Annotated in this window: 20 protein-coding genes; 9 read left to right on the forward strand and 11 right to left on the reverse strand. The window is 40.1% G+C overall.

All coding sequences use genetic code 11. The features are described 5' to 3' along the window. Positions 1 to 104: 104 nt before the first annotated feature. A complete protein-coding gene (locus ACLCDV_RS00560) occupies positions 105 to 1208 on the reverse strand; it encodes a tetratricopeptide repeat protein (protein WP_411972615.1) in 1104 nt (367 codons plus the stop codon). A gap of 314 nt (positions 1209 to 1522) precedes the next feature. On the opposite strand from ACLCDV_RS00560, the gene ACLCDV_RS00565 reads away from it, so the two are divergent. Then, positions 1523 to 2803 carry a replication-associated recombination protein A gene (locus ACLCDV_RS00565; RefSeq protein ID WP_317668911.1) on the forward strand — a complete coding sequence of 427 codons (1281 nt, stop codon included), beginning with the start codon at positions 1523 to 1525 and terminating at the stop codon, positions 2801 to 2803. A 71-nt stretch (positions 2804 to 2874) separates the two neighbouring features. On the opposite strand, the gene ACLCDV_RS00570 is transcribed toward ACLCDV_RS00565, so the two are convergent. Genes ACLCDV_RS00570 through ACLCDV_RS00590 form a run of 5 tightly spaced genes read right to left on the reverse strand, consistent with a single transcriptional unit; the run spans position 2875 to position 9043 of the window. After that, entirely contained in the window at positions 2875 to 4731 is a 1857-nt protein-coding gene (locus tag ACLCDV_RS00570; RefSeq protein WP_333575932.1) for a PepSY-associated TM helix domain-containing protein, read from the reverse strand. Positions 4732 to 4742: 11 nt separating this feature from the next. After that, entirely contained in the window at positions 4743 to 5018 is a 276-nt protein-coding gene (locus ACLCDV_RS00575) for a hypothetical protein (protein WP_317668909.1), read from the reverse strand. A gap of 3 nt (positions 5019 to 5021) precedes the next feature. Next, entirely contained in the window at positions 5022 to 5378 is a 357-nt protein-coding gene (locus tag ACLCDV_RS00580) for a hypothetical protein (protein WP_317668908.1), read from the reverse strand. A gap of 57 nt (positions 5379 to 5435) precedes the next feature. Next, positions 5436 to 6677, reverse strand: coding sequence for a DUF4374 domain-containing protein (locus tag ACLCDV_RS00585; RefSeq protein WP_411972616.1), 1242 nt, complete (start codon positions 6675 to 6677; stop codon positions 5436 to 5438). 11 nt (positions 6678 to 6688) lie between these two features. Beyond that, positions 6689 to 9043 (reverse strand): TonB-dependent receptor plug domain-containing protein, encoded by a 2355-nt coding sequence (locus tag ACLCDV_RS00590; RefSeq protein ID WP_411972617.1) that lies wholly within the window; start codon positions 9041 to 9043, stop codon positions 6689 to 6691. Positions 9044 to 9307: 264 nt separating this feature from the next. Between ACLCDV_RS00590 and ACLCDV_RS00595 the strand changes: the two genes are divergently transcribed. After that, entirely contained in the window at positions 9308 to 10807 is a 1500-nt protein-coding gene (locus tag ACLCDV_RS00595; RefSeq protein WP_333575927.1) for a S41 family peptidase, read from the forward strand. Positions 10808 to 10879: 72 nt separating this feature from the next. On the opposite strand, the gene ACLCDV_RS00600 is transcribed toward ACLCDV_RS00595, so the two are convergent. The 5 genes from ACLCDV_RS00600 to ACLCDV_RS00620 all read right to left on the reverse strand — a co-directional run bounded on the left by ACLCDV_RS00600 (position 10880) and on the right by ACLCDV_RS00620 (position 15582). Beyond that, positions 10880 to 11794: a hypothetical protein gene (locus tag ACLCDV_RS00600; RefSeq protein ID WP_411972618.1), complete on the reverse strand. Its 915-nt coding sequence runs from the start codon at positions 11792 to 11794 to the stop codon at positions 10880 to 10882. 190 nt (positions 11795 to 11984) lie between these two features. Further along, complete coding sequence (locus ACLCDV_RS00605) at positions 11985 to 13613, reverse strand: ABC transporter ATP-binding protein (protein ID WP_411972619.1); 1629 nt, start codon at positions 13611 to 13613, stop codon at positions 11985 to 11987. Beyond that, a complete protein-coding gene (locus ACLCDV_RS00610; protein ID WP_317668902.1) occupies positions 13610 to 13879 on the reverse strand; it encodes a PqqD family protein in 270 nt (89 codons plus the stop codon). The genes ACLCDV_RS00605 and ACLCDV_RS00610 overlap by 4 nt, the downstream gene beginning before the upstream one ends. A gap of 329 nt (positions 13880 to 14208) precedes the next feature. Beyond that, positions 14209 to 14667 carry a S24 family peptidase gene (locus ACLCDV_RS00615; RefSeq protein ID WP_411972620.1) on the reverse strand — a complete coding sequence of 153 codons (459 nt, stop codon included), beginning with the start codon at positions 14665 to 14667 and terminating at the stop codon, positions 14209 to 14211. Between the two features lie 3 nt (positions 14668 to 14670). Next, positions 14671 to 15582: a DUF5106 domain-containing protein gene (locus ACLCDV_RS00620; RefSeq protein WP_411972621.1), complete on the reverse strand. Its 912-nt coding sequence runs from the start codon at positions 15580 to 15582 to the stop codon at positions 14671 to 14673. Positions 15583 to 15947: 365 nt separating this feature from the next. Between ACLCDV_RS00620 and ACLCDV_RS00625 the strand changes: the two genes are divergently transcribed. Genes ACLCDV_RS00625 through ACLCDV_RS00655 form a run of 7 tightly spaced genes read left to right on the forward strand, consistent with a single transcriptional unit; the run spans position 15948 to position 25169 of the window. Further along, positions 15948 to 18488 carry an SLBB domain-containing protein gene (locus ACLCDV_RS00625; RefSeq protein ID WP_411972622.1) on the forward strand — a complete coding sequence of 847 codons (2541 nt, stop codon included), beginning with the start codon at positions 15948 to 15950 and terminating at the stop codon, positions 18486 to 18488. Between the two features lie 10 nt (positions 18489 to 18498). Then, on the forward strand, positions 18499 to 19578 hold the full coding sequence (locus ACLCDV_RS00630) for a lipopolysaccharide biosynthesis protein (protein WP_411972623.1): 1080 nt from the start codon (positions 18499 to 18501) through the stop codon (positions 19576 to 19578). Positions 19579 to 19586: 8 nt separating this feature from the next. Beyond that, positions 19587 to 20774, forward strand: a complete 1188-nt coding sequence (locus ACLCDV_RS00635) for a UDP-N-acetylglucosamine 4,6-dehydratase (RefSeq protein ID WP_411972624.1) — start codon at positions 19587 to 19589, stop codon at positions 20772 to 20774. A gap of 2 nt (positions 20775 to 20776) precedes the next feature. Next, positions 20777 to 21919, forward strand: coding sequence for a LegC family aminotransferase (locus tag ACLCDV_RS00640; RefSeq protein ID WP_411972625.1), 1143 nt, complete (start codon positions 20777 to 20779; stop codon positions 21917 to 21919). Positions 21920 to 21963: 44 nt separating this feature from the next. Beyond that, positions 21964 to 22968, forward strand: coding sequence for an N-acetylneuraminate synthase (gene neuB, locus ACLCDV_RS00645; RefSeq protein ID WP_411972626.1), 1005 nt, complete (start codon positions 21964 to 21966; stop codon positions 22966 to 22968). Beyond that, entirely contained in the window at positions 22969 to 24123 is a 1155-nt protein-coding gene (gene neuC / locus ACLCDV_RS00650; protein WP_411972627.1) for a UDP-N-acetylglucosamine 2-epimerase, read from the forward strand. It begins immediately after the preceding gene. Continuing rightward, positions 24120 to 25169: a nucleotidyltransferase family protein gene (locus ACLCDV_RS00655; protein WP_411972628.1), complete on the forward strand. Its 1050-nt coding sequence runs from the start codon at positions 24120 to 24122 to the stop codon at positions 25167 to 25169. Before neuC ends, ACLCDV_RS00655 begins: the two co-directional genes overlap by 4 nt. The last annotated feature ends 1 nt before the right edge of the window (position 25170 follow it).

The following is a 25170-nucleotide window of genomic DNA, read 5'->3' on the forward strand; positions in this document are numbered from 1 at the left end:
AAAATTTATTTGATTTATCCTTCAATATTTACAAAAAGCTTAAAATCTCTTTGTAGACTGCTCTTTCAACAGACCACCAGAAGGGGGAGATTGTTTTAAATGTTTCAATTGTACAATTCATTTTTTAGCTGCGTATAGGCCTTGTAGGTCTGATCAGCCGACGGATAATCTTTTAGCACAAGATACACCTCGCCAAGTTTATCCAATATAGCCAGCGACAGTTGTTTGTTATTTTCATCTGAAGCTAGTTCTGCCGCCTGCACAAATTCTTTGATTGCAACCTTATAGTTACCATCTTTTTGTTTGGAGGAAGCTAGTAAATATTCAATTTCAGCAAGCTCGCTACTTAATTTTTTTGCATTGGCCAAGTCGCGGGCTTGTAGTAAAAACCACTGCGCCTCGGTAAATTTATTTTGCTTAAAATAAATTTCAGCAAGCATTTCCCAAGCAAAGATTTTTCCTTCATAGGCTTTGGACTTATTGAATAAGGGGATCGCACTGCGGATAATATTATTTTCGGCAGCTTTATAATTTCCTTGGCCGGCTCGTGCCATGGCAATTAAAAGCCAGGCGTTGGCTTGCTCTGCATAGCTTTTGCTCTTCATGGCGTAGGTATGGTAATTTTGTGCGCTCTCTTCGGCGCGTACAAAGTCTCCACTATACAGCTGGAAATTGCTGATGTTCATATTTATGGTCGCGATATCATCTCTGTTATCTGTCCGGTTTGCCAAGGAAAGCGCCTGATATAGAAATTTTGAGGCGTTGCTGCTATCGCTATTTTTAATTGAAAATAAGGCTGCTTCATTGGCAAGAGCATAACCCGCAATCCAGTTTTCAGCCTTCGTTTGTGCCTCTATAGCGCTATTCCAGTTATCTGCCGCCGTAGGCATGGGATTCATCAAATATTGAAAATGCCCCAAATTATTGGTGCTCCGTAGCTGTAAAAGCAGTCGTTGGAGCAGGAGTTTTCTGGCAATTTCTTTGCTGAAAGACTTCTTGTCGGCATAATTCTCCGCCAGTATTTCGTTGGCTGTTTTGGGCGGCGGTAAAAAATAAACCTCCGGACCAATACCCTTAAACGAGGGGTCATATTTTTTTATCGCACCAGTATAATCCTTATCGGCGCTTTGTGCCACAACCTGACTGGGTACATTCATCAATATGGTCAGGGTGGAAAATATAGAAATCCAGTATTTTGTCATTCTCATAAATGATTACGTCATATTTAACGTTTTTTATAAACTTAGCTATATGGCATTTTGAGCAAGCTATTGCTCTTTCGGATAAACTTGCAAGCTCGGTTATGCGCTGCCAAAAGCAATTTACATATATAATAGAGCAAATATGACGAAAAATTGTGTGAAAAAATGTTAAAGTAATATCGAATGGCGAATGATGCCCCTCAAAATTATGCTTGTGAAAGCTTGATGCTTATTGCTTTGCAGAACTCTCCATGGAAGACTTTGAATGAATAAAGCTAAAATATTTAGTCGCTGTACCGTTTAATTTTTAACTTTGTGTTATGGCGACACGAATTCCATTAGCAGAACGACTTAGACCACGGCAATTGAGCGATTACGTGGGACAACAACATATTGTGGGGCCAGATGCAGTACTCTATCATGCGATCCAGCAGAAGAATATTCCATCTATGATCCTGTGGGGACCTCCAGGTGTCGGAAAAACAAGTCTGGCCTTGCTGATCGCAAGGGAGCTGGACCGGCCCTTCTTTTCATTAAGTGCAATTCAGGCAGGGGTGAAAGATATTCGTGAAGTCATCGAAAAAGCCGAACGGCTGATGAACTTCAACCAAGATCAACCCATTTTATTTATTGATGAAATTCACCGTTTTTCCAAATCGCAGCAGGATTCGCTTTTAGGTGCTGTTGAACGCGGGCTGGTCACACTGATTGGTGCAACAACAGAAAACCCCTCGTTCGAAGTCATTTCTGCCTTGCTCTCGCGTTGCCAAGTGTATGTATTGGAACATCTTTCGGAAGAAGATCTTATTGGATTAATTCAAAAAGCGTTACATGAAGATGAATATTTACAGAAACAAGCTATTGTTGTCGAAGAATATGAGGCCTTGTTGCGGCTGTCCGGTGGCGATGCACGTAAATTGTTGAATGTACTTGAGCTGGTCGTTAATGCAGCGGTATTACATAAAGAGCCCATTACGAATGCGTTTGTACTGAAACAGGTACAGCAAAATATGGCCATTTATGACAAAGCAGGCGAGCAGCATTACGATATTATATCGGCCTTTATTAAGTCCATCCGTGGGTCTGATCCAAATGCAGCAGTCTATTGGCTTGCACGGATGATCGAAGGCGGGGAGGATCCGTCCTTTATTGCGCGGAGATTGTTGATTTTGGCTTCTGAAGATATTGGCAATGCCAATCCGAATGCCTTGTTGCTGGCCAACAATTGTTTTCAGGCGGTCAATGTTATCGGGTGGCCCGAATCACGTATTATTCTTTCGCAAACGGTGATCTATCTGGCGACTTCTGTCAAGAGCAACGCTTCCTACGAAGCAATCAATAAGGCACAGGCTTTGGTGAAACAAACGGGCGATCTATCAGTACCCTTGCATATCCGTAATGCGCCGACCAAACTGATGAAGGATTTAAATTATGGTGCCGAATACAAATATGCACATGCTTATCCGGGAAACTTTGTCGTTCAGGAATTTCTGCCCAAAGAAATCAGCGGTGTCAAATTGTATGAACCAGGGCAAAATTCGCAGGAGGAAAAATTAAGACAAAGTTTACGGGATAAATGGAAGGAGAAATACCGGTATTAAAGAGAGGAGATCGCATAAAATAGCAAAGGCGAGCTTTTAGGCCCGCCATTTGCGAATATGAACAACGAATTTTAGATCTCTGTCGCAGGTTTGTTTTTTAGGGCGAACGCTCTCTTAGGCGGCAATGGACTACCTGTACCTGTTTTACTGTCGCCATCGCTGCTATTGCCCGACTTCGTATGGTTTTTGTTAGTTGCTCCAGTAACTTTTTTGCCATTCGCATTTTCCTTTTTTGTCGTTTGTAACATCTTTGTAAAGATGAGTAGGCCGATGATTCCTAAAGACAACCAAAGAAGGTCCACCAGTAAAATGTCATTCGCGCCTGAGCGATAAGTTTCCCATATCCAGTTACCCGTTTTTATCCCATTCACAATAGGTACTGCTAAAGCCAATACCGAGCCGAGTAAGAGTGTTTCTAAGTTTGTTTTCCCTATGTTACGGCGGATGATATAAAAAACACCTAATACTAGCCAGCTATAAAAATAGACATGAAATATAAAGGGCTGGTCTACTTTAGTCGCAAGCTTAACGGCGATAAAAGTTCCTGCGGTGACGGGAAACATCGTTAGACAGCTGGCCATAAATACATTGGCTGCCCAAAAGTTAAAGACACGTTTGCGCTTTGGGATATTATTTTTGTCACGTGCCACCAGCCAGATTAGGATGCCCGAAATGATGACAAAACAACCCATGATACCTAAGACAAAATAAATAATTTTGACGGGATAGCCTCCAAAATCTGCCAGATGCAGACGGTAAATGAAACCCTTCATATAATCCAGATAAGAGCCATTTTCTGCGGCAGATTTTTCAAAGAGGATCTTGTTGTCAGCCACGCGATAGATCAGCCTGCCCGAACCAGCAAAGTTTTTATCAATGTCGGCATCGTATAGTGCTACGACATGCATGCTTTTATCGCCATAATTTTTGATAAAGATGCGGTTCATATGGCTGTTTGGCCATTTTTTTTCCAGTCTATCCAAAAAATCGCCCATATTAAAGGTTGTGGTGAGCGGTTCATACAAATAAGTATATTTTGTATTGTCGTTGTAACCGAGCGCAGCATACACCTCATCTTCTTTGCCATCGTATAGGTACTTGCTAAAGGGAATAATCAGTACCGAGTTCACAATTAATACGATCCCCGTAAGTGCATACATAAACTGGTAAGGGAATCCGATCACACCGAGTGCCGTGTGCATATCGGTCCATACCGTTTTCCATTTGTTTCCGGGCCTAAATACAAAGAAGTTGGATTTGATTTTATCCCAGTGAAGCATTAGCCCGGAGATCAATGCGAATAGGAAGATAAAAGAAACTAGTCCAGCCAACGTATAACCAAAGGGACGCCCGATATTGATTCCGATCTGGTTGAGCGGAGCAAGGAAATGGAGACGATACAAAAATTCACCCATGGTATAACCATCGCTGTAGTCCGAAGGTTTTTTCGTCGTCAGGTCATAAGAAAAATACATGGAATCGTCATTTCCCCTTCGACCGCGGCCACGTCTTTTCTTTTTTTCATCTTTGGCTTTTTCATCTTTTACCGCTGCGCCTTTATTTGTCACCGCAAGCCGTTTCTTTTCGGCCAATTCTTTTTGCGCAGCGACTGCTTTCGCTTTGTTCGCAACTATAGTATCCTGGGATGCGCCGATATTGACATAACTCGAATGACCATTGTGTTGCATATAAAACGTAATATCCCTACCCTTAAGTTCTTTGATCTGGCCAATAGAGTCCAAAAGGTGATCAAAAACAAGATTTCGGTACGTTCCGCCTTTGTCGGACTCGTTTTTTTGCCAGGCATTGATTTCATTTTTAAAAAATGAAAAAGAACCAGCGAAGAAAATCACATACAAAATGGCGCAGATGATTATCCCTGAAATCGTATGGGTATTGAAATAGATGTTGTAACGTCTTAGATTCATGATTAAGGTGGTTATAGGTACATAAAGATGCTATAGAATACAGCAATCAAGATTAAATAGATACCCCATATCAGCCAACCGTTTCGTGAAAGAAAGGCGACAAGCAATAATATTCCCCAAGCGATAAAACCAGTAACATAGGCTGTAATCAAAATATCTGTTTTATCAAATACTTTGGTTAGGCAAAGATGGAGGTATAACATCACAAAATAACCACCAAAGAATCCGGCGGTCAATTTGAGTGCACGTTGCAGTGGGCTGCTTAAGTATTTTTTATTGGCTGGCATGTTTTAGAAAATCAGGGTTTCAAAAATAAGTGCAATTAGAAAAACAATTGTCAGTTGTTTCCGCTGAAAGTAGTGGTAAGGCCATAAGAGTACAATCAAGCTGAAAAATCCCATGGTATAGGCACCGAAAGCTAGCGTTCCCGAAAGGATGCCTTGTAAGTATATGGTCAATATCCAGGCGAGACCGAGCAGGACAATAGCCAGTATCCTTGAGCGGTTTTTATCTTTTACAAGAATGAGTATGGATGGTGGACCTTGTTTTATATTGACTTTTTCGGAAGAACAGTACCAGAAAAAGCTCCCGGTGAAAACGAGCAAGAGTAAAAATGTGTACATAATGAGGTCTAATAATTTATACATATACCCGATATGCTATGTATTGGCATATCGGGTATGTGATTGTCCGTATAAAAAAGACTAGTCTAAGTGTTCGATTGCGGTAATCGTACCACCTTCAACTTTTAAGCCTTTGGTCGCTGTTGCAGCCGAAGCGTCGATCTTATATACATAGCTTTCTCCAGAAGTTAGGTTTACGCCAATGTAGCCTGTTTTGCCATCTTTCTTGCTATAGTTGTTTCTTTGGGTAAATGATTTTACCTCTTCTGCTTTTGGTAAACCCGATACAATTTTAAATGTTTTATCTACGACGTTTACAGCTGCAATTGTTGTCGCTGCACTATAAGTACTATCAGATTGTTTTTTCTTTGAACTTACGATAAAATTGTTCCCGCCAACATAGGTCCAGTTAACGATGTTGTAACCACCAGAAATTTCAGCCACATTGAAGAAATAGTTTTTGTCAAATTCCGTCGTGCCTGAAGGTATACGTAAGATTGCAGAGGGATTAGTTGTAGAGATTTCCGTTACAACTGAAGGTGTTGAACTTATTAATTTTTTAGCATTGGCAGCTGAAAACGCGTAGATATCACCATTTTCCACTGTACCAAGGCCGTTGGTAAAGTATTGACCTATATAGCTTGTACGCTCATCTGTGAAAACTTTTTCAAGCTTCATATCGGGATAAGAGAATACGGCAACCCAAGCTTTGTTTGGATATTTTGTTGTAAACGAAGAGTTCTCAATACAAAAGAATGGGGCATATACTTTATTGCCTACTTGCGTCAACCAGCTGAAATAGCCAATTTCGCCATTGTTGGCCAGTTCCAGCGCATTCAGGGATCCTTCTCCCACAATAGACAGGCTATTGGTGTTGACTCTGTACCAGGTATGTGTTGGTGTCGCCAGATTTCTAGACATTTTAGTCATTAATACGTCTTCTTTTACCGCTGCAAATGCTGCTACAGTTTCCGACTGGAAATTTGTCAATTTTTTTAACTTGCCATCGGTTAAATTATATGCCGTTACTGCTCCTGGATTACCTTGTCCGTATAAGAAGCTGAAGAATTTGTTGTTAGTTGTCAAATAATATCGGTAAGTCCCGTCTTGCTCGATTCCATTACCGAGGATCGAAACTGTTCCCTCATCAAGACTATTGGCTGTAACCAGATAGTCTGCTACGCCTGTGCTTGCAATTGGAGTTACTGCAACGATATATTTGCTGCCACCATCAGTGCTTTCGCCTCCAGAAGATTCGCTTTTGGAGCAAGATCCGAATAAAATAGCAGCTGCTAATAGGGAGAATAGAGATTTTGTTTTCATGATTAAAATATTTATAAATTATTTTGTTTGTTAAAGAAGTAACGTAAGTTGAGGTAGAAGCCACGGCTTGGTTTTTGTAAGCTGAAATTGTCGACCAAACGATTATCCGTTAGATTTTTGCCTTCCAAAGCAATATTGTATCGACCATTTGCGATGGAGTATACGATGTTGGCATCTAGACTTAACTGTGTAGGAATTTTTCTTTTCTCGGCATCTGCATCGGTTGAACCTAAGCCTGGCCAATACAACCAAAACTCATGCACATAAAGGAGGTTAGCTCCAACATTTAAACGGTTATTTTTGCCGCCAAGCTCTGGAAAAATGACTGACGCGTCTAGATTGCCAAATAGATAAGGGATATTTGGCATCTGATTTTTGTATAGTGGACTTATGCCGGTGTAACCAGGCTCTACTTTTTGCATATTCTTGACAGATTGATAAGTAGCATTTAATCCGGCCATAAACCATCTTTTGTAGGAGTAGCGAAGATCTAAATCACCTCCGATTGATTGTACGCCATCTCTATTGTCCGATACATATTTTGACTGATTGTTGTTCAACCGTTGATATATAAAGTTGTCCGCATGACGATAGAAAGCATTTGCTATTAAGGCGAAACGGTTGTCCGGATTAAGATGGAAATCGTAGAGTAATCCCAAGTTCATGTTGTTGCTTTTCTCGGGTTTCAGACTGGCATTTCCCTCGTAATTTTCTACATCACCAAATAGTTCTGTTGGGGTAGGCATTTTGGTGGTGAGTTCATAAGATCCCTTGATCTGTAAAGTTGGGGCTAGGTAATAAGAAAGTGTGGTCCCATAGCCTAATTTCGAAATGTTCTTTTCCAACTCGTTATTGCCGCTCGCATTATGCTGATTGTAATGTTTCAAAAAGGCATTTAAACTAAATCTATCTTTGATATCATATTGGTAGCCAAAAGAAAGAACATTTTTTTGACTTAACTGGGCGCGTTCGTTCGCTGCGTTTTGTGGGTTTACCTCATCCTGACCGCTGCGTTTGAAGGTATTAAATACGTCTGTCAGTGATAGACTTTGTCTTTCCGAAAGTTTATAATTAATAATGGCATTCGCTACTCCAGCATTGTTTTTGTATTTATACATTGAGTAAGAACGTTCGCCGCCCGGTCCGTCGAGATTTTTTCTATTGCCATACCAGTCGAAACGGGCATGAACAGTATCGATATTTTGGTTGCTTCCCAAATTGATGTTTCCATTAACGATCACATCAAGTCCTTTGGTAAGGAAGTCATTCTTTTTATATTTAAATGTTGGCATTACCGTGGTCCCTCTATTGTGCCAGCCACCAAAGACAGACACCATGCGGGCTCCTGTTTGTATTTCTTTATAGCTTTGCCCTAGGACAATGCCAAAAAGGAGTTTGTCTGCGTAAGGTTTATTAACCACACCGATATTCGCGATAAGCGATTCGTTATGGTAGGTATCATGGAATCTTTTAAGTTTAACTCCTTCTTTATAAACCCCAGTATTGATGTCAGCTACGTCGACGGTGACTTTATAATTATTGTCCGAATAATTTTGAAATGCATTCAACTGGAAGTATAAGCCTTTCTTTGTTGTATGAGCCGCATTGATCACAGTGCGGTGTGTATTAAAGGACCCAAATGAGTAACTTGCATCTACATAACTGTTCATCCGGTCACCTGTAACAATATTAACTGCCCCCCCTAAGGCATCCGAACCGAGCCATACAGGTACTACACCTTTATAAATCTCAATCCTTTCGGCGATATTGATTGGAATATTGTTAATTTGAAATGCCGACCCGAAGTTCTCCATTGGAATACCGTCGATAAAATAACGGATCTGATCACCATTAAAGCCGTTTAACATCAAATTGAAATTAGACCCAACACCACCCGATTCTCTGACGCGTACACCTGCAACACGGTCCAAGGCACTTGAAATATCCATTGTGGTATTATAAAGTTTTGTTGCATCGACCGCGGTGACATTAAAGGCTTGTCGATTCACCTCTTGGGCTTTCGTGCGGCCAAATACTTCGACCTGATCAATTTCTTTTTGATCCGATGTCAACTCAAGGTTTAAGCTATTCTCGCCCGTTTTAAGAACAATGGTTTTTGATAAGTTTTGGAAGCCTACAGCCGAAACGCTGATTGTAATACTTCTTTCTTTGATGTTTTTGATCTCATAGTATCCGTTTTCATCAGTCGATAAATTTATTTTCCCAACACGGATAGTTGATCTCGCAATGCTTTGTTGAGTTTGAGTTTTTACAAATCCTTTTAGTGAGGCTGTGAATTGTTGTGCCTGTACCGTGCAGGTGATAAAGAGTAGAAAGAGGATACTATGGAACCTTATGTTTTTCATGATAGATTGATCAGATGATCGTTTATGTATTTAAATATATTTATTTAGATTAATTATAAACAGTGCAAATGTAATAATAATCTTCTCTTTGACAAATCATTTGTTAAAAAATGTTATTTTCTTAAAACCGTATTTATTTGCGATTGTTATTATAATGTTTTTCAATAGGTAGTAAACACGCTAGCACTCCCCCCGAGGCCAGCGTGTTTTTTTTATTGTAGATCGACTTAAATTATTTATGTTTGTTTTACAAATGTTTCAACTATGAACTTAGCGCCATTAAAACAAACCGGACGTTTGGCCACTATAGCACTGACAGGACTATTAGTCTTCTCTTGCAAAAAGGATACCCCAAAACCGGAGCCTGAGCCCGAACCAGTGGAGCGTACCGAAGCGCAGCTGATCAAGGATGATATCTACAAGTATTATAAACTATATTCACTTTGGGACAAGTCCATTCCTGATTATACGAGCGATCCGGCTCAATTCACGGATAAATATGGTTCAGCCGACTTGGTGCTCGATGCGTTGAAGAAGATGACACCGGCACATGCCGCCTACGCAAATGGTGTCTTCGACCGATTTTCCTATATGCTGGGACTCGATGGTTATAATACCGGAACAACTGCTTCTGGCAGGCTTAAAATGGATACGAACGATGGATATGGCATCTATGTTCAATTGGGAACCGAAGATGGGAAAACTGCACAGCCTATTATTTATTTCGTAGAGGGTGGGTCCCCGGCGCAAAAAGCGGGTTTCAAGCGTTCTGATTTTATTACAGCTGTCAACGGTGATTCCGATTACTCGATCGCTGTCACTTGTACGACGACTGGCTGTACGATTAATGATGCAAGTGCGCGGGACAAGATGATGAATAAGTTGAATACGGCATTAGATGCAGGTACGCTTAAATTGCAGGTTAAACATCAGGATGGAACATCAACAACAAAAGATCTTGCATACGCGAATGGCTATACTATTGATCCCGTCTATAAAGATTCTATCTATACCTATAATGGAAATAATGTTGGATACCTTGCCTTATCGTCTTTTGAAGAAATTGAGAATAACAATGCCAATCAACAAAAGATCGATGCAGCTTTTGATAAATTCCAGGCTCAGCAGATTAAAAGTTTAATTGTTGATTTGCGCTACAATGGCGGTGGTTACGTGGATGCTTCTGCTTATGTTGCTGATAAGATTGGGGGAGCCATTACGAAAGGAAAGCTGATGCTAACCTATGAGGTTAACGATTATATTAAAGCGACGCCGAGCATCAATAGGATGTTTCAGGATACAAAGTTTGAAGGCAAGAGCAATTTGAGCTTAAATAAGGTCTATTTCCTGGTGAGTGACCGTACAGCATCGGCAGCCGAAATGTTAATTAATGTGTTGAAACCTTATTTACAAGTGCAGCTTATTGCATCTGGTACACGTACTTATGGCAAACCCGTAGGTTTCTTCGAGCAGGTTGTACAAAACAAAGTATCTTTCTGGCCTGTTTCCTTTCTTTTGAAGAATTCAGCGAATTTTTCAGATTATTGGGATGGCTTAGTTCCTGATAAAAGTAATATAACCGATTATGTGTTTGTCGATGTAGGTGACAAGAAAGAAACGATGTTAGCGACAGCACTGAATGATGCTGCACCGGGTATTACCACCAAAGCTTCTATCAATGCAGTAAGCCGAAAGGGCTACCGCACGCTTGACCAAGGCGAGGTTAATATACGACCAGACCGCGGCATGATAAAGAAGCGATAATTCTCAGATGTCAATCAAAAGATAGTTGTAAACCCCCAATTGTCGACGAGACTTTGGGGGTTTTTTATGGTATTATTCGTCCGGAAATAGAGCCGAATGACATAGTTCTGCCGCAGCAGCATCCGGCAAACATTTTAAGTAACCAACAGGAATCTGAGCAATGATTTTTTCCAGAATGGTGTTCATGTTTGCGAATAATTCCTTGTTCCATCGTATGGAAGTACAGCTGGGCAATACCGCGATAAAGCCTTTAAGCCCAGTTTGCCATTCGAACTCATTCATTGGAGCCTGTTGCAGACGAACAAATCCTTGTAAGGGTCGTTGTTCATTTTTATAACAAGGCGTCTTGCCACTCCAAGGTGTTCCATAAATTAACACCCCTTCGTTTGTAATGCGAACGGCAGGGTTATCGTCGTTAAGTAAAACTGTATTTGGAATATGTTTTAACCACAATCGGCTATGCGTACTCTTTCCTGTACCACTCTTGCCAAGAAATGCCACACCTTTGCCTTCGTGGTTGACAACTGACGCGTGGATCATGATCGTATTGTGTAAAAGACTTGCTTGTCCGAAGATCATCATGGCCATCCAGGTAATAACACCGCTCTGTTCATCAGCCGTGCTTGCGGGAACATAGAGTATAGAATGTTCAAAGTTTCGGTCACTTTGGAGGTACCAAACCGCATTGCCCTCTTCGTTGCGGATTGTTGTGATAAAAGTATCCTCTTTTTCATAAAAGCGGAATCGGTCTCCCCATGCAATAGACTCGTCTGTGCGAAGGGCACCCATATCGTTAGATATTGGGGCTTGCTCTGAACGGATATCGATTCTAATGTCGGTTTTTTCTGTAGCATCTAGCCATTGGAAGTCCCGAAAGGAAGGGAGAAGCTGAGCCAAAGTGAAATCCGAAGGATGGTTAAATTCCAGTATTAGTTCTGCGATGCGGTAGCGTGTTTGGGATAATTCGGATGATGTCGTGAAATTCATGTCTAAATAATTATTTCGTGAGCTCGCTATGCCCGATTTGTCTTTTAAAAATTTCTTAAATATTCAGGTTTAGTCTTTACCTGTCCTATCTGTTTATGTTATTGCTGTCTTCAGCTTCTATTTTTTATTTGTTAATGTTTACTGTATGAATACTCGTTTTGTTGATCCGCTATGTTTGTCCGGCCAATACTTAATCTAGATAAATACGTTGCTGGCATTTTTCGGCCAAGTGTAGGTCATGTGTTACAAACAAGCAGATTTTGTGCTTTCCATGTGTTAATAGTCGCTGTATTAACGTGTCAGATGTTGTTTTGTCCAGTGCAGAGGTCACCTCATCGAAGAGCCAAATATCACCGTCGTGCATAAGTGCCCGGGCAATGGCAACGCGTTGTGCCTGTCCTTCCGATAGGCCTATGCCAGATTCACCGACGACGGTATCGATTCCGTCGGGTAGGTCGAATACAAATTCTGCACAGGCGAGCCACAATGCTTTTTGCATATCCATTGTTCGCTCTTGTTCAACATGGAGAAGTAAATTTTCACGAATGGTCCCGCTAAAGAGCGAATTGCCTTGGGGAATATAAGCAAGATTGATACGATGGCTGGCCGTTAATTCCTGCTCGCCTTTCCGATCGATGAGTGTAATTGCTCCTTTCTCTGCTTTAAGCAGTGCGAGCAGCAAACGTATTAACGTCGTTTTCCCTTTTCCACTTGGTCCAATGATAGCAGTGGGCTCGCCAGCTTTTAAGGAAAGGTTTAAATTTTGTAAAACCCATTTATCTTCATAACGGAAGGAGAGGTCGTTTATCCGAAGCTCCTGTGTCTCATGAAGGCGTTGCTGCGTCACCTGTGGTTCGATTTCTCCTGCCTGCAATTCCAACAGTCGATCTGCAGATACACGGAATCGCACAAAGCCCGGAATATAGGCAATCAATGCGAGAATGGGTGACTGTATTCTTGCGACCAATTGTAGGAAAGCAGTCATTGTTCCGAATGAAATCTGGCCAGACTGCAATCGGTAAATACCCCAGATAAAAGCAACCAAATAACCGGCATTCATGGCGACCTTCATGGCTCCCTGTGTATATGTAGAGAAGTTAAGCTGGCGTATTTTCAACAAAAATAATTGGTGCTGGCTCGCCAAGAGTTTCTCTCTTCTTTTTGGGAAGATGCCCATTGCCCGAATGAGCAGACGAAAACGTAGGTTTTCCTGTAAAACCTTTGAGAAATTGCTTTCCTCTTCCTTGACTTCCTTACTGAGCTTCCGCATTTTGCGGAAGTACAATTTTGAAAAGACAAAAAGAGGGGATATGGCCAGGATCATCAACGCCAACATCGGGTCCATATACCAAAGAAAACCAACTGACGCCAATAGCTGGATTGTGGTCAATATAAAAGACAAAAATGTATTGGCAATGGTATTGGCGACTTCCTCACAGTCTGTCTGAATACGGATCTGAATGTCACCCGTATGCCAGTTTTTAATTAATTTCCAAACAGAGAGCATTTGGGCATCGAGCATTGTTCGCTGCAATTGAAGGGTGATCATCAATTTGATCTGCTCCATCATGCGCCCCGAGTACCCCTTGATGCCAACATTTAACGCAATACTGCCCACAATGCCAATAAGCAGCCATTTCAGGGGTAAATCTGCATGTGATGTAGCCGTGTCTACCGCTTTTTTGGACAGGAAAACGAAAGCTAGGGAAAGTCCAATACATATCAGTTCCAGTATGAAATAAAGGACCAATTTGCTTCGGTATCCCTGGCTAACCGACCAAGCCCAGCGCAGGTGTTGCTTCAGGCTATTGTTGTTCATTTTTCCAATAATCCCTGTTTTTGGAAGTCTTGAAGAAGGATTTCTGCATCGGATTTTGCCTGTTCGATGTCTACGTCATAATTCTCACAAAGTAAGTCAACGATTGTGTCATTATTGAATTCTTTTCCTTTGAGTTGTTCCCACAGCCATGCTGCAGAGCTATTTAGCGTATAAACTGTTGATAAGTCAACCATATCCTGGCTAGGATCCACAATCAAATGATCTGCACCAATTGTTCTCAAAACTAAATCCGATCTTAATTTCATATTAATAATGTGTTTTTAATGGGCATAAGCAGCGTCCAGATAATTCAAACTTGTTTATGCTTTAATGCTGGATGCGCGATATGTCATTGTTATGTATAAAGTAAAGCATATTCTTTCAAACTTAGATAAATTACTTTTATATGCAATATAATTGCGTAACATATAAAAGTAATTATTCATTCTTATCTGTTCTTCTGGAGCAATCGGGATAGCTTGGCAGTTTATCGATCCTTCCGCTACCTACCAATAAACTTATTTATCGCGAAACCATAGCAACCAGATTGTATACTCTTTTTGTTGTTTTAAGTCGAAGTTAACGATTTTTTGTCTTAGTGGTTCAATTTGGCGACTATACGACGTAACAACCGAATATGGTACCAGCATAAGCCACGTAACCTTGCCCAGGGGCCGTCTATAGCTATGGATTTATCTTTATCCTGTGGATAATGCATATAAGCAATGGCGATAATGTCTTTAGCAGCTATATATTCGCGGAGTACAAGATTTCCGTCTCCCGCTAATACATATTGGTTGTTTCTCTTGCCGACAAAACGGTGAAAGACAAATTTATCTTTGTCTTTGGCTAGTATATTGCTGCCTAAAGCAAGCGGTTGTCCCCGATAAGCCTGCAATAATACTGTATCCCCATCCTGGATAAATGGACGCATGCTATTTCCCTTCACGCGTATGCGGACCTCCTTGCCTTCACGAAGGACGCGTTGCACCTCGGCAAAATAGTCTTCATTTGAAATAACCCGTGTTTTGTTGTTGCTTGTGTTTTCAGCCATCAACTAAGAATTGGTTTTTACAAAATAAGCAATGACCTGCTGCAAATAGGTGTCTTTTAATAGGACCTTTTTATTTTCATCCAACAGGTAAATCGTTGGGGAAGCTTTGAGGTCGTATAAATTGAAAGACAGTATTTTACTTTCGCTGTCGAAACCATTGATCCATTGGTCGGACAGCTGTGATTGATAATTTTTCCACTTCGTGCGATCTCCCCAAGGGTCGATAGCGACTACCTGCACCTGTAATTGTGAAAAGAGCTGCACCAATTGTGGTGTATCACGAAGCTGATGAATAGTTTCTTTGCAATGCGAGCAATCCGGATCGTAAAAGATCAAGAAGGTATATTTTGATTTTGTATCCGATAATTGTTGTTTTTCCCCATTTGCTAGTTCATAAGTAAAGTCTTCGGCAGTTTTTCCCTCTTTATTTCGGAGCACCAATTTGTAAGTCGGCCTATAGGCTTCTTTCTCCAGATCGGAAAGTAAATCCGTTTTGATCAGATAGCGTAATACGGATTCGTAGACGATATCATTCCGCATCGGAGAATTGCCATCATACAGGTAATGTTCATATTGTTTAATGAAATAGTCAAAGCTTGTCCGATTGACTTTTGCCTTGTCCAGCATCAGATCGATCGCTTTATCTCTTGTTGCAGAATCTGGATGCTGGGCCAAGAGCTGAAGAAAATCAGCAAGCTGTTGTTCGCCTTTTTCTGGATTTTTTACCAGTGCAGTATCCTGCATGTCAAATTTATCCCAGAAATGAAATAAGGTGCTGTCTGCAGTGCTCACAGGTTTTTCGTCTTGTTTTACCAGATCGACTTTTTGTTTTCCTTTTGTATTGTCTTTGCAGGAGCAATAGAACAGGGCTACTACACCTATACATAACCAAAGACTAAAGTTTGGTCTTTTCATTTAATTTATGCTTAACTTTACGAAGTTAATAAAACTTTCAGGATTCTACTTGAAAGAATCTAATCCTATTCTGTAGGTTTTTATTGACCAAAAGAATAAGAAGTTATCATGTAGTAGTGCCTCGAACAGATTTGAAATATGTTGATGCACAGTGGAATATCGTTATTCGTATTTATTATAGTGTACTAATTAAAATCAGAAAGTAGCGAATCCCCCTGTAAGTACGTTATAGAAATTTGATAAATCCTTCACTCAACGAGGTTAAATGAGGTGTAAAATAGGAAAGAGGGCCTCTATTGGGTAAATTTTTAAACCATTTAATTAAATAGTTTTACTAATTTTGCGGCAAAATGCCGACATATCGAATGAAAAGAATAATATTATGGTTATGTATAGCAGGATTTGTGGGTACCATACAGGCTCAAACCAATCCGGCGAATATAAAAGTTGATAATCTTAGTGATGCTCAGATTGAGCAATATGTGAAACAGGCCGCATTAATGGGCTACGATGAAAGTCAGCTGGATGGTTTTGCCCGGGCACAGGGTGTGTCTGCTGTTGAGGTGCAGAAGCTTAAAGAACGGTTGGCTACAATTAAACGCAAGAAGCAACAGCCTGAGCAATTAAAAGGAAGAACAACTGGTGCTGCTAATGGCCGAAATAATGGCCGCCAAGTAAGCGGGAATTCCAATACAGACTCGTTGCAGAGCAAACAATTAAATAAACGGGATTCCATTGAAAATGAGGCGGGAAAGCTAAAAATTTTTGGTTCTGATCTCTTTAAGAATAACGCCATTACCTTTGAACCGAACTTGCGTATGGCTACACCAAGTTCCTATATTATTGGACCAGATGATGAAATCTTGTTGGATATCACCGGAGATAATGAAGCCTCCTATCAGCTCCCGGTAAGTCCAGATGGAACCATCAAGGTGGAATATGTTGGCCAGATCAATGTAGCAGGATTATCAGTGGCGGCGGCAAAAAGTAAGATTGAGCAGCGTCTGAGCGGGACTTATCCCGCGCTACGTTCGGGAAGAACCCAGGTCAGCGTTAACATTGGCAATATACGCACGATTCGTGTGACATTGACAGGTGCTGTTACAAAACCGGGAACCTATAGCCTGCCTTCATTGGCAACGGTATTTAATGCGTTGTATGCCTCTGGAGGACCCAATAAAAACGGAACGTACCGTAAAATTCAGGTGATCCGCGGCAATCGTGTGGTAAGCACCATCGATGTCTATGATTTCTTGGCAAATGGTATACAACAGGGAAATATCCGTCTGCAAGATCAAGATATTATCCATATACCCGTATATGGAGCGAGAGTGCAGTTTGAAGGCGAGGTAAAACGTCCGGCAATCTTTGAAACGGTGCCTGGAGAGTCGCTATCGGATATCTTGCGTTATGCTGGCGACTTTACAGAGAATGCGTATAATGCCAAAATTAAAGTACTTCAAACAACAGGTCGCGAACGCAGTGTTCAGGATATCTATGCTGACCAGTTTGCAAACTATACACCCAAAGGTGGCGATCAGTATATCGTAGAACCGATATTGGAACGTTTTGCCAATCGCATCAGTGTTTTAGGCGCGGTATTTCGTCCCGGGATCTTCGGTTTAGAACCAGGGATGACGTTAAAACAAGTCTTGGAAATGGCCGATGGTGTACGCGAAGATGCCTTTTTGGAACGCGGAATGATCAATCGCTTGAAAGCAGATAATACTTCGGAGCTGATCAATTTCAATGTAAGAGACATACTCGCTGGCACCACAGCGGATATTCCGCTCAAGAGAGAGGATAAGATTGAAATTGCCTCTATTTTTGACTTAAGGGATGAGTATAAATTCACTGTGCAAGGGGAGGTACGCTTTCCGGGTGATTTCCCTTTTGCGAGTAATGCAACTTTAGGCGATGTTATTCAAAAGGCAGGAGGGCTTACTGAGGCGGCAAAAAATGCACGCGTAGAAATTGCCCGTCGTATTCAAAACTTAGACGTTACTGATCATCGATCTTCGAAGACTATTTTGGTCGATATTAAAGAAGGTGTACTCACAGATCCTAATTTGACGCTGGAGCCTTATGATGTCATCTCTATTTTAGGAGATGCCGGTTTCCGTACCCAACGTCAGGTGAAAATCGAAGGTGAAGTGCTTTATCCGGGCTTTTACACCATTGCACGTGAAGATGAACGTATTTCGGATATTATTAAACGAGCAGGGGGGCTTACACCATATGCCTATACAGAGGGAGCTTCTTTGAAACGTACGGGGATGTCTAAATTGAAAGCAGAAGAGAAAAAAGAAAAGGAGCGATTGAAGAAAGAATTGGAAAAGGATGACTTAGATGAAGACGGTAATAAAAAAGATACTAGCCTAGAGAAAGTTGCTTATAAAGATATCGAAAAGAATAACGATGGTTCCAAAGCAAAAAACTCCGCTTTAGCGAAGGTCTCACAACAGGGGATGTCTGCTTCGGATATTGAACCGAGCGACCTTGTCGGGATTGAACTGAATAAAATTTTAGAGAAGCCCTATGAAAAAGGAGACCTTCTCGTTTTAGACGGCGATATTATTAATGTGCCGAAAGAATTGGAAACCGTAAAAGTTGTGGGGGAGGTCCTGAATCCAAACAACGTCGTCTATGTTAAAGGTAAAAGTTTAAAATACTATGTAAACCAGGCAGGAGGCTTTACGGATAATGCATTGAAGAAACGTGTCTTTGTTCAATATGCAAACGGAGCTGTAAAAGGCAAAGACGGTGGTTATCCTGAAGTGAAGCCGGGAGCTGAAATAGTGGTTCCAAAAAGGGCTCCTCGTGAAAAATTAACCTCACAGGCTTGGATTGGAATAGGTACAGGGATAGCTTCAACATTGGCTATTATCATTAGTTTGTTTAAATAAGTTAACGATAATGGCAACAGAGGCAAATAAAAAAGAGAAAGCACTTGGCGTAAAAGAGGTTATATTAGCTCTCCAAGACTGGGTAAAATATTTTACTTCTAAATGGTATATATTATTGATTGCTGGTTTTGTTGGAGCAGGAGCGGGGATTCTATATGCTAAATTTACCAAGCCTGTATTTACTGCAACGACTACTTTCGTTTTAGAATCCGGTGAAAAAGCTGCTGGCGGCCTAGGGCAATATGCAGGAGTTGCAGCTATGGTGGGCATCGATTTGGGCGGAGGTAGTGGAGGGATATTTCAGGGTGATAACCTTCTTGAGCTCTATAAATCCCGTAAGATGCTGGAAGCGGCATTACTTACACCCTTAAAGAGCGATAGTTCCAAACTTTTGATTGATCGTTATTTAGATGTAAGTGAGATGAAAAAGGATTGGAAATCTAAAAAGCCTGTCTTGATGGAAATTGACTTTCGAAAAAATAATCAGGTAGGTTTACAAAGAGATAGAGATAGTATTCTACAGAAAATAATTAAGGACATCAATAAAGGAAGCTTATCAGTAGCCAAACCTAGCTCAAAATTATCGATAATAAAAGTTGATGTTAAATCCGAAGATGAGATCTTTGCAAAGGAATTTAATGAGGCACTTGTAAACGAAGTAAACGCATTCTATTTAGCAACTAAGACAAAAAAATCATTAAATAATATTGAAATATTGCAGCATAAAACAGATTCGGTAAGGGCTGTCATGTACGGCAGCATCAGTACAGCTGCTGCTGTAATAGATGCTACTCCAAATTTAAACCCTACAAGGCAGGTTCAACGTATAGTCCCTTCCCAGAGGTCACAGTTTTCTGCGGAAACCAATAAGGCTATTTTAGGTCAATTGGTGCAAAATCTTGAAATGTCAAAAATGGCACTAATGAAGGAGGCTCCTTTAATACAGACTGTGGATACCCCCGTCTATCCGTTGGAGAAGAAAAAAGTAGGTCTTATTAAAGCGCCTGTAATTGGAGCATTTTTGTTTGGGTTGCTCGCCATAATTTGGTTTACAATAAAGAGATTGTATACAAGTGTAATTGCGAATTAAAAATCAAGATGAATATATTAAAACTTATAGGAAGAAGTCAAGAGCTGTTTGAGCAGGATATTAATACCTATGAATCGAGACTAAGGGAGATTGTTTCTCAATCTCGATTCCTTGTGATTGGTGGTGCTGGATCCATAGGTCAAGCTACTGTAAAAGAGATTTTTAAGCGAAACCCAATAAAGCTGCATGTGGTTGATATCAGTGAAAACAACATGGTTGAGCTGGTCCGTGATATTAGAAGTTCCTTTGGTTATATAGATGGTGATTTTCAGACATTTGCACTTGATATAGGCTCTATAGAATATGATGCTTTTTGGGAGGCAGACGGTGCATATGATTATGTATTAAATCTTTCTGCGCTGAAACATGTTCGTAGTGAGAAAGACCCCTATACATTGATGCGTATGATTGATGTAAATATATTCAATACAGATAAAACACTAGCTCAAGCAGCCGGAAAAGGTGTTAAAAAATATTTTTGTGTATCAACAGATAAAGCTGCTAATCCTGTGAATATGATGGGAGCGTCGAAGCGAATAATGGAAATGTTTTTGATGCGGAGAAGTGAGGATATTGTGATATCGACAGCAAGATTTGCGAATGTCGCTTTTTCAGATGGATCGCTGTTACATGGTTTTAATAAAAGAATTGAAAAGAGGCAACCAATTGTCGCGCCAAATGATATCAAAAGATATTTTGTTATTCCGAAGGAGTCTGGAGAGCTTTGCCTGATGTCTTGTATTTTTGGTGAAAATAGAGATATTTTTTTTCCAAAATTAAATGAGGGCCTGCACTTAGTCACTTTTGCTGATATTGCTATTCAGTATTTGCAGGAAAAAGGCTATGAACCTCATTATTGTAGTAATGAGGATGAGGCAAGGAGCTTAATGGATACATTGCCGCAGTTGGGGAAATGGCCGTGTCTTTTTACGGTTAGCGATACTACAGGTGAAAAGGATTTCGAGGAATTTTTTACAGATAAGGAAACATTGGATATGGAACGTTTCGAGAATCTGGGGATCATAAAAAACGAATTGAATGTCGAGTCCACCAAGCTGAAAGATTTTGAAGAAGCTATTTCAAAGATGAAAGGTAATCGCAAGTGGACAAAACAAGAGATTGTAGATTTATTTTTTTATATGCTTCCAGATTTTGGACACAAAGAAATGGGGCGGTACTTAGATGCTAAAATGTAGAGATGGAAAATATAAATCAGTTTGTTTCTTTTGTACAGGAACAATATAGAACCGATAAGTTTATTCCTTTACATGAACCTAGATTTCGAGGTAATGAAAAAGAATATTTAATAAATACAATAGATTCAACATTTGTATCTTCTGTAGGAGCTTATGTGGATCAATTTGAAGGTGAGATGGAACAATTTACGGGAGCGACAAAAGCTGTTGCTGTTGTAAATGGAACCGCATCTTTACAGGTCGCGTTACGATTGGTAGGCGTTTCCAAAGGAGACGAAGTTATTACGCAAGCGCTTTCCTTTATTGCAACAGCCAACGCGATCTCCTATAACAATGCAGTTCCCGTATTTTTGGATGTTGATCTCGATACGATGGGCCTGTCGCCAGAAGCTGTTAGAAATTTCTTGGAAAATTATGGCGAGTTAAGAGAAAACGCTTGTTATAATAAAATTACCGGAAATAAGATTTCCGCATGTGTACCTATGCACACTTTTGGTTTTCCTGTCCATTTGGATGAGCTGATTAGCGTTTGCTCAGCATGGAAAATTCCAGTGGTCGAAGATGCTGCTGAGTCGCTGGGAAGCTATTATAAAGGAAAGCATACAGGGACTATTGGTCAAGTCGGCTGTTTTTCCTTTAACGGGAATAAGACAATTACCTGTGGCGGTGGGGGTGCGCTAGTCACAAATGATCTTGCAATAGGGGCGAAAGCCAAATATCTTACAACAACAGCTAAAAGACCTCATCCCTACGAGTTTTTTCACGATGAAATAGGCTATAATTATAGGATGCCTAATTTAAATGCAGCCTTAGCCTGTGCTCAAATGGAAATGCTAGAATCCTTTTTGGCTGATAAACGAAAATTAGCGGGAGAATATGCCGACTTTTTCAGATCTGTTGGAGTTAATTTTAGAACTGAAACAACAGAAACTAAGGCAAATTATTGGTTGATGTGTGTGGAACTGGAAGATAAATCACAACGGGATCGCTTTTTGAGCGAAACAAACGAAAAGGGTATCATGACGCGTCCAATATGGGCGCTGACCTATCGCTTGCCTATGTATCAGCATTGCTACCGGGATGAGCAGGTAAATGCGGAATTTTTGGAGCAGCGTATCGTTAATATTCCAAGTAGTGTACGATAAATAGTATTTATTATAGAAGGGATGGCCTTCTAAAAAATGATGTAATGAAAAAAACATTGATTATTGCAGAAGCGGGCGTAAATCATAACGGCGATATAAATAACGCGATTAGGCTTATTGATGCTGCTGTTGATGCTGGAGTAGATTATATTAAATTTCAGACTTTCAAAGCAGAGAAACTGGTGTCTAAAAATGCAAAAAAAGCCGAATATCAGATTCAAAATATGGGCGGTGAAGAGGATTCGCAATATACAATGCTGAAAAAATTAGAACTTTCTCTTCAGGATCATGAAACGCTAATCAATTATTGCAAAAGTAAGGGAATACAATTTTTCTCTACCGCATTTGATTTGGATTCATTACAATATTTGAAAGACATTGGTTTAGAGTTGGTTAAAATTCCTTCTGGGGAAATAACAAACCTACCTTATTTAAGAAAAGCAGCAAAGTTGTTTTCGAAAGTAATATTATCCACTGGAATGTCGACAATGGATGACATCTCATCCGCAGTGGATGTATTCCGGGCTGAAGGAATTTCCAATATTACAATTTTACATTGTAATACAGAGTATCCGACACCTTTGGAAGATGTCAATTTAAAAGCTATGCTAGCTATTAAGGAACAATTTCAAACAGAAGTTGGCTATTCGGATCATACTTTAGGAATAGAAGTTCCAATTGCTGCGGTCGCTTTAGGAGCCTCTATTATCGAGAAGCATTTTACATTGGATAAAACTATGCAGGGTCCGGATCATGCGGCATCTCTGGAGCCTGTTGAGTTAGTTAATATGGTTGCTGCAATACGGAATATTGAGTTAGCGATGAAAGGAGATGGGCTAAAGACGCCTTCCCAATCTGAATTAAAAAATATCGCAGTAGCACGCAAAAGTATTGTTGCTGCAAGGAGTATCAAGAAAGGGGAATTGTTATCGGAGGATAACTTAACGGTCAAAAGACCTGGAACCGGAATTTCTCCGATGCATTGGGATGAAATTATAGGTAAAATAGCCAATCGAAATTTTGATGAAGATGATTTAATCGAGGTTTAGATGAAGAAAATTTGTGTTGTTACTGCTACGCGAGCGGAGTACGGTCTTTTAAGACCATTGATGGATTTAATTCAACATTCCGATAGGATGCTGTTGCAAATTATTGCGACTGGTACTCACTTATCTGCCGAGTTCGGACTTACCTATAAGCAAATTGAGGCCGATGGTTTTTTGATTGATGAGAAACTGGAGATTTTACTGTCTTCAGACACCTCTACAGGTATTGTAAAAACAATGGGCTTAGCTTTGAATGGAATGGCAGAGATCTTGCCGAGGCTCAAACCTGATATATTGGTACTTTTGGGTGATCGTTATGAAATGTTGGCTATTGCCTCTGCTGCTACTATGTTTAAAATTCCTATAGTTCATATTCATGGAGGAGAGATTACCGAAGGCGCTTATGATGATGCTATCAGACATGCCCTAACCAAGCTCAGCCATTTACATTTCACGTCAACACGAGAATACAGAAATCGCGTGATCCAGATGGGGGAAAATCCTGAAACCGTATTCAACGTCGGGGCAATTGGATTGGATAATATTAAAAATTTAAATCTATTAACCCGGAGAGAGTTAGAAAGCGAATTAAATATCACATTTAGGCGATACAATTATCAAATAACATTTCATCCAGAAACACTCGGGCAATTAAGTTCTGCGGAACAGTTTCAGATCTTACTAAAGGCAATAGATCAACAGGAAGATAGTTTTTTTGTTTTTACTAAAGCCAATGCTGATACGGATGGAAGAGTAATAAATCAAATGATTGATAAATATGTTGCTGATAATCCAGGTAAAGCGGCAGCTTATGTTTCATTAGGCACGCTGCGGTTTCTATCGCTAGTCAAGGTTTGTACTGCTATAGTAGGAAATAGTTCTAGTGGTATTCTGGAAGCACCTTCTTTAAAAACACCTACAATAAATATTGGCGACAGACAACGTGGACGTTTACAAGCGGCAAGTGTAGTAAATGTATCTTGTGAAGAAAACGAAATATTGAATGCTTTTGAAGTCATCAAGACTTTCAGTTTCCAAGAGAGTTTAAATAATGTTGTCTCTCCGTATGAAAATGGAGGTGCTGCACAACAGATTCTGGCTGTTATAGAGTCCCATCTTGATCTTAAAGCCGTTAAAAAATTTCACAATTTAATATGAATATCGTAGAGAAACATACCATTCACCAAGATTTGTCCATCAGAGATGCCTTGATTAAGTTGGATCTTATTTCACCCTCATCGATTTTATTTGTTGTGGATGAAAAAAATTTATTGCTTGGATCTTTAACTGATGGAGACCTGCGTCGTGGGTTTATTAGAGGTTTGGACTTTGAAAATAATTTGTTGGATTTTGTGCAGCCCAATCCGGTTTTTATCCGTGAGCGAGAATACGATCTCAATAAGCTGGACCAGTTTCGGAAAGATCATTTAAAGATTATACCAATTGTTAATGGCGAAAAACAGATTATCGATATACTCGATTTTAGTCAGCGTAGGACCCTTATTCCTGCTGATGCGGTATTAATGGCTGGTGGGGAAGGAAAACGCCTGCGTCCACTGACTGAGAAGACGCCCAAACCCTTGCTTCTCGTCGGCGAAAAGCCAATTATTGAATATAATATTGATAGGCTAAAGGAGGTTGGTGTCCATACCATTAATATTAGTATAAATTATTTAGGAGATCAACTCGAGCAATATTTTGGAGATGGTAGCCAAAAAGATATTCGAATCAATTATGTACGGGAGACCAAGCCTCTAGGGACTATAGGGTCGGTTCTACTTGTTGAAGATTTTGAACATGAGGATATAATTATCATGAACTCTGATCTATTGACAAATATTGATTTTAATGATTTTTTCAAAACATATCAAGAAGCTAAAGCGGACATGATCGTTGCCACTACGTCCTATCATGTAGATGTGCCTTATGCCGTGTTGGAAGTAAGTGAAAATAATGCAGTCAAATCATTAAAGGAGAAACCTAGATATACCTATTATTCCAATGCAGGTATTTATATTTTAAAGAAAAATTTACTTTCTATGATCCCGCAGGATAAATTTTTCGATATCACGGATCTTATGGATCGTATTATCGAAATGGACCTAAAATTGGTGACTTACCCGATCAATGGTTACTGGTTGGATATTGGGAAACATGAAGATTTTAAAAAGGCTCAGGAGGATATTAAACATATTAAATTTTGAA

It is taken from the genome of Sphingobacterium sp. Lzh-3, from assembly GCF_046764375.1.
In the GTDB taxonomy this organism is placed as follows: domain Bacteria; phylum Bacteroidota; class Bacteroidia; order Sphingobacteriales; family Sphingobacteriaceae; genus Sphingobacterium.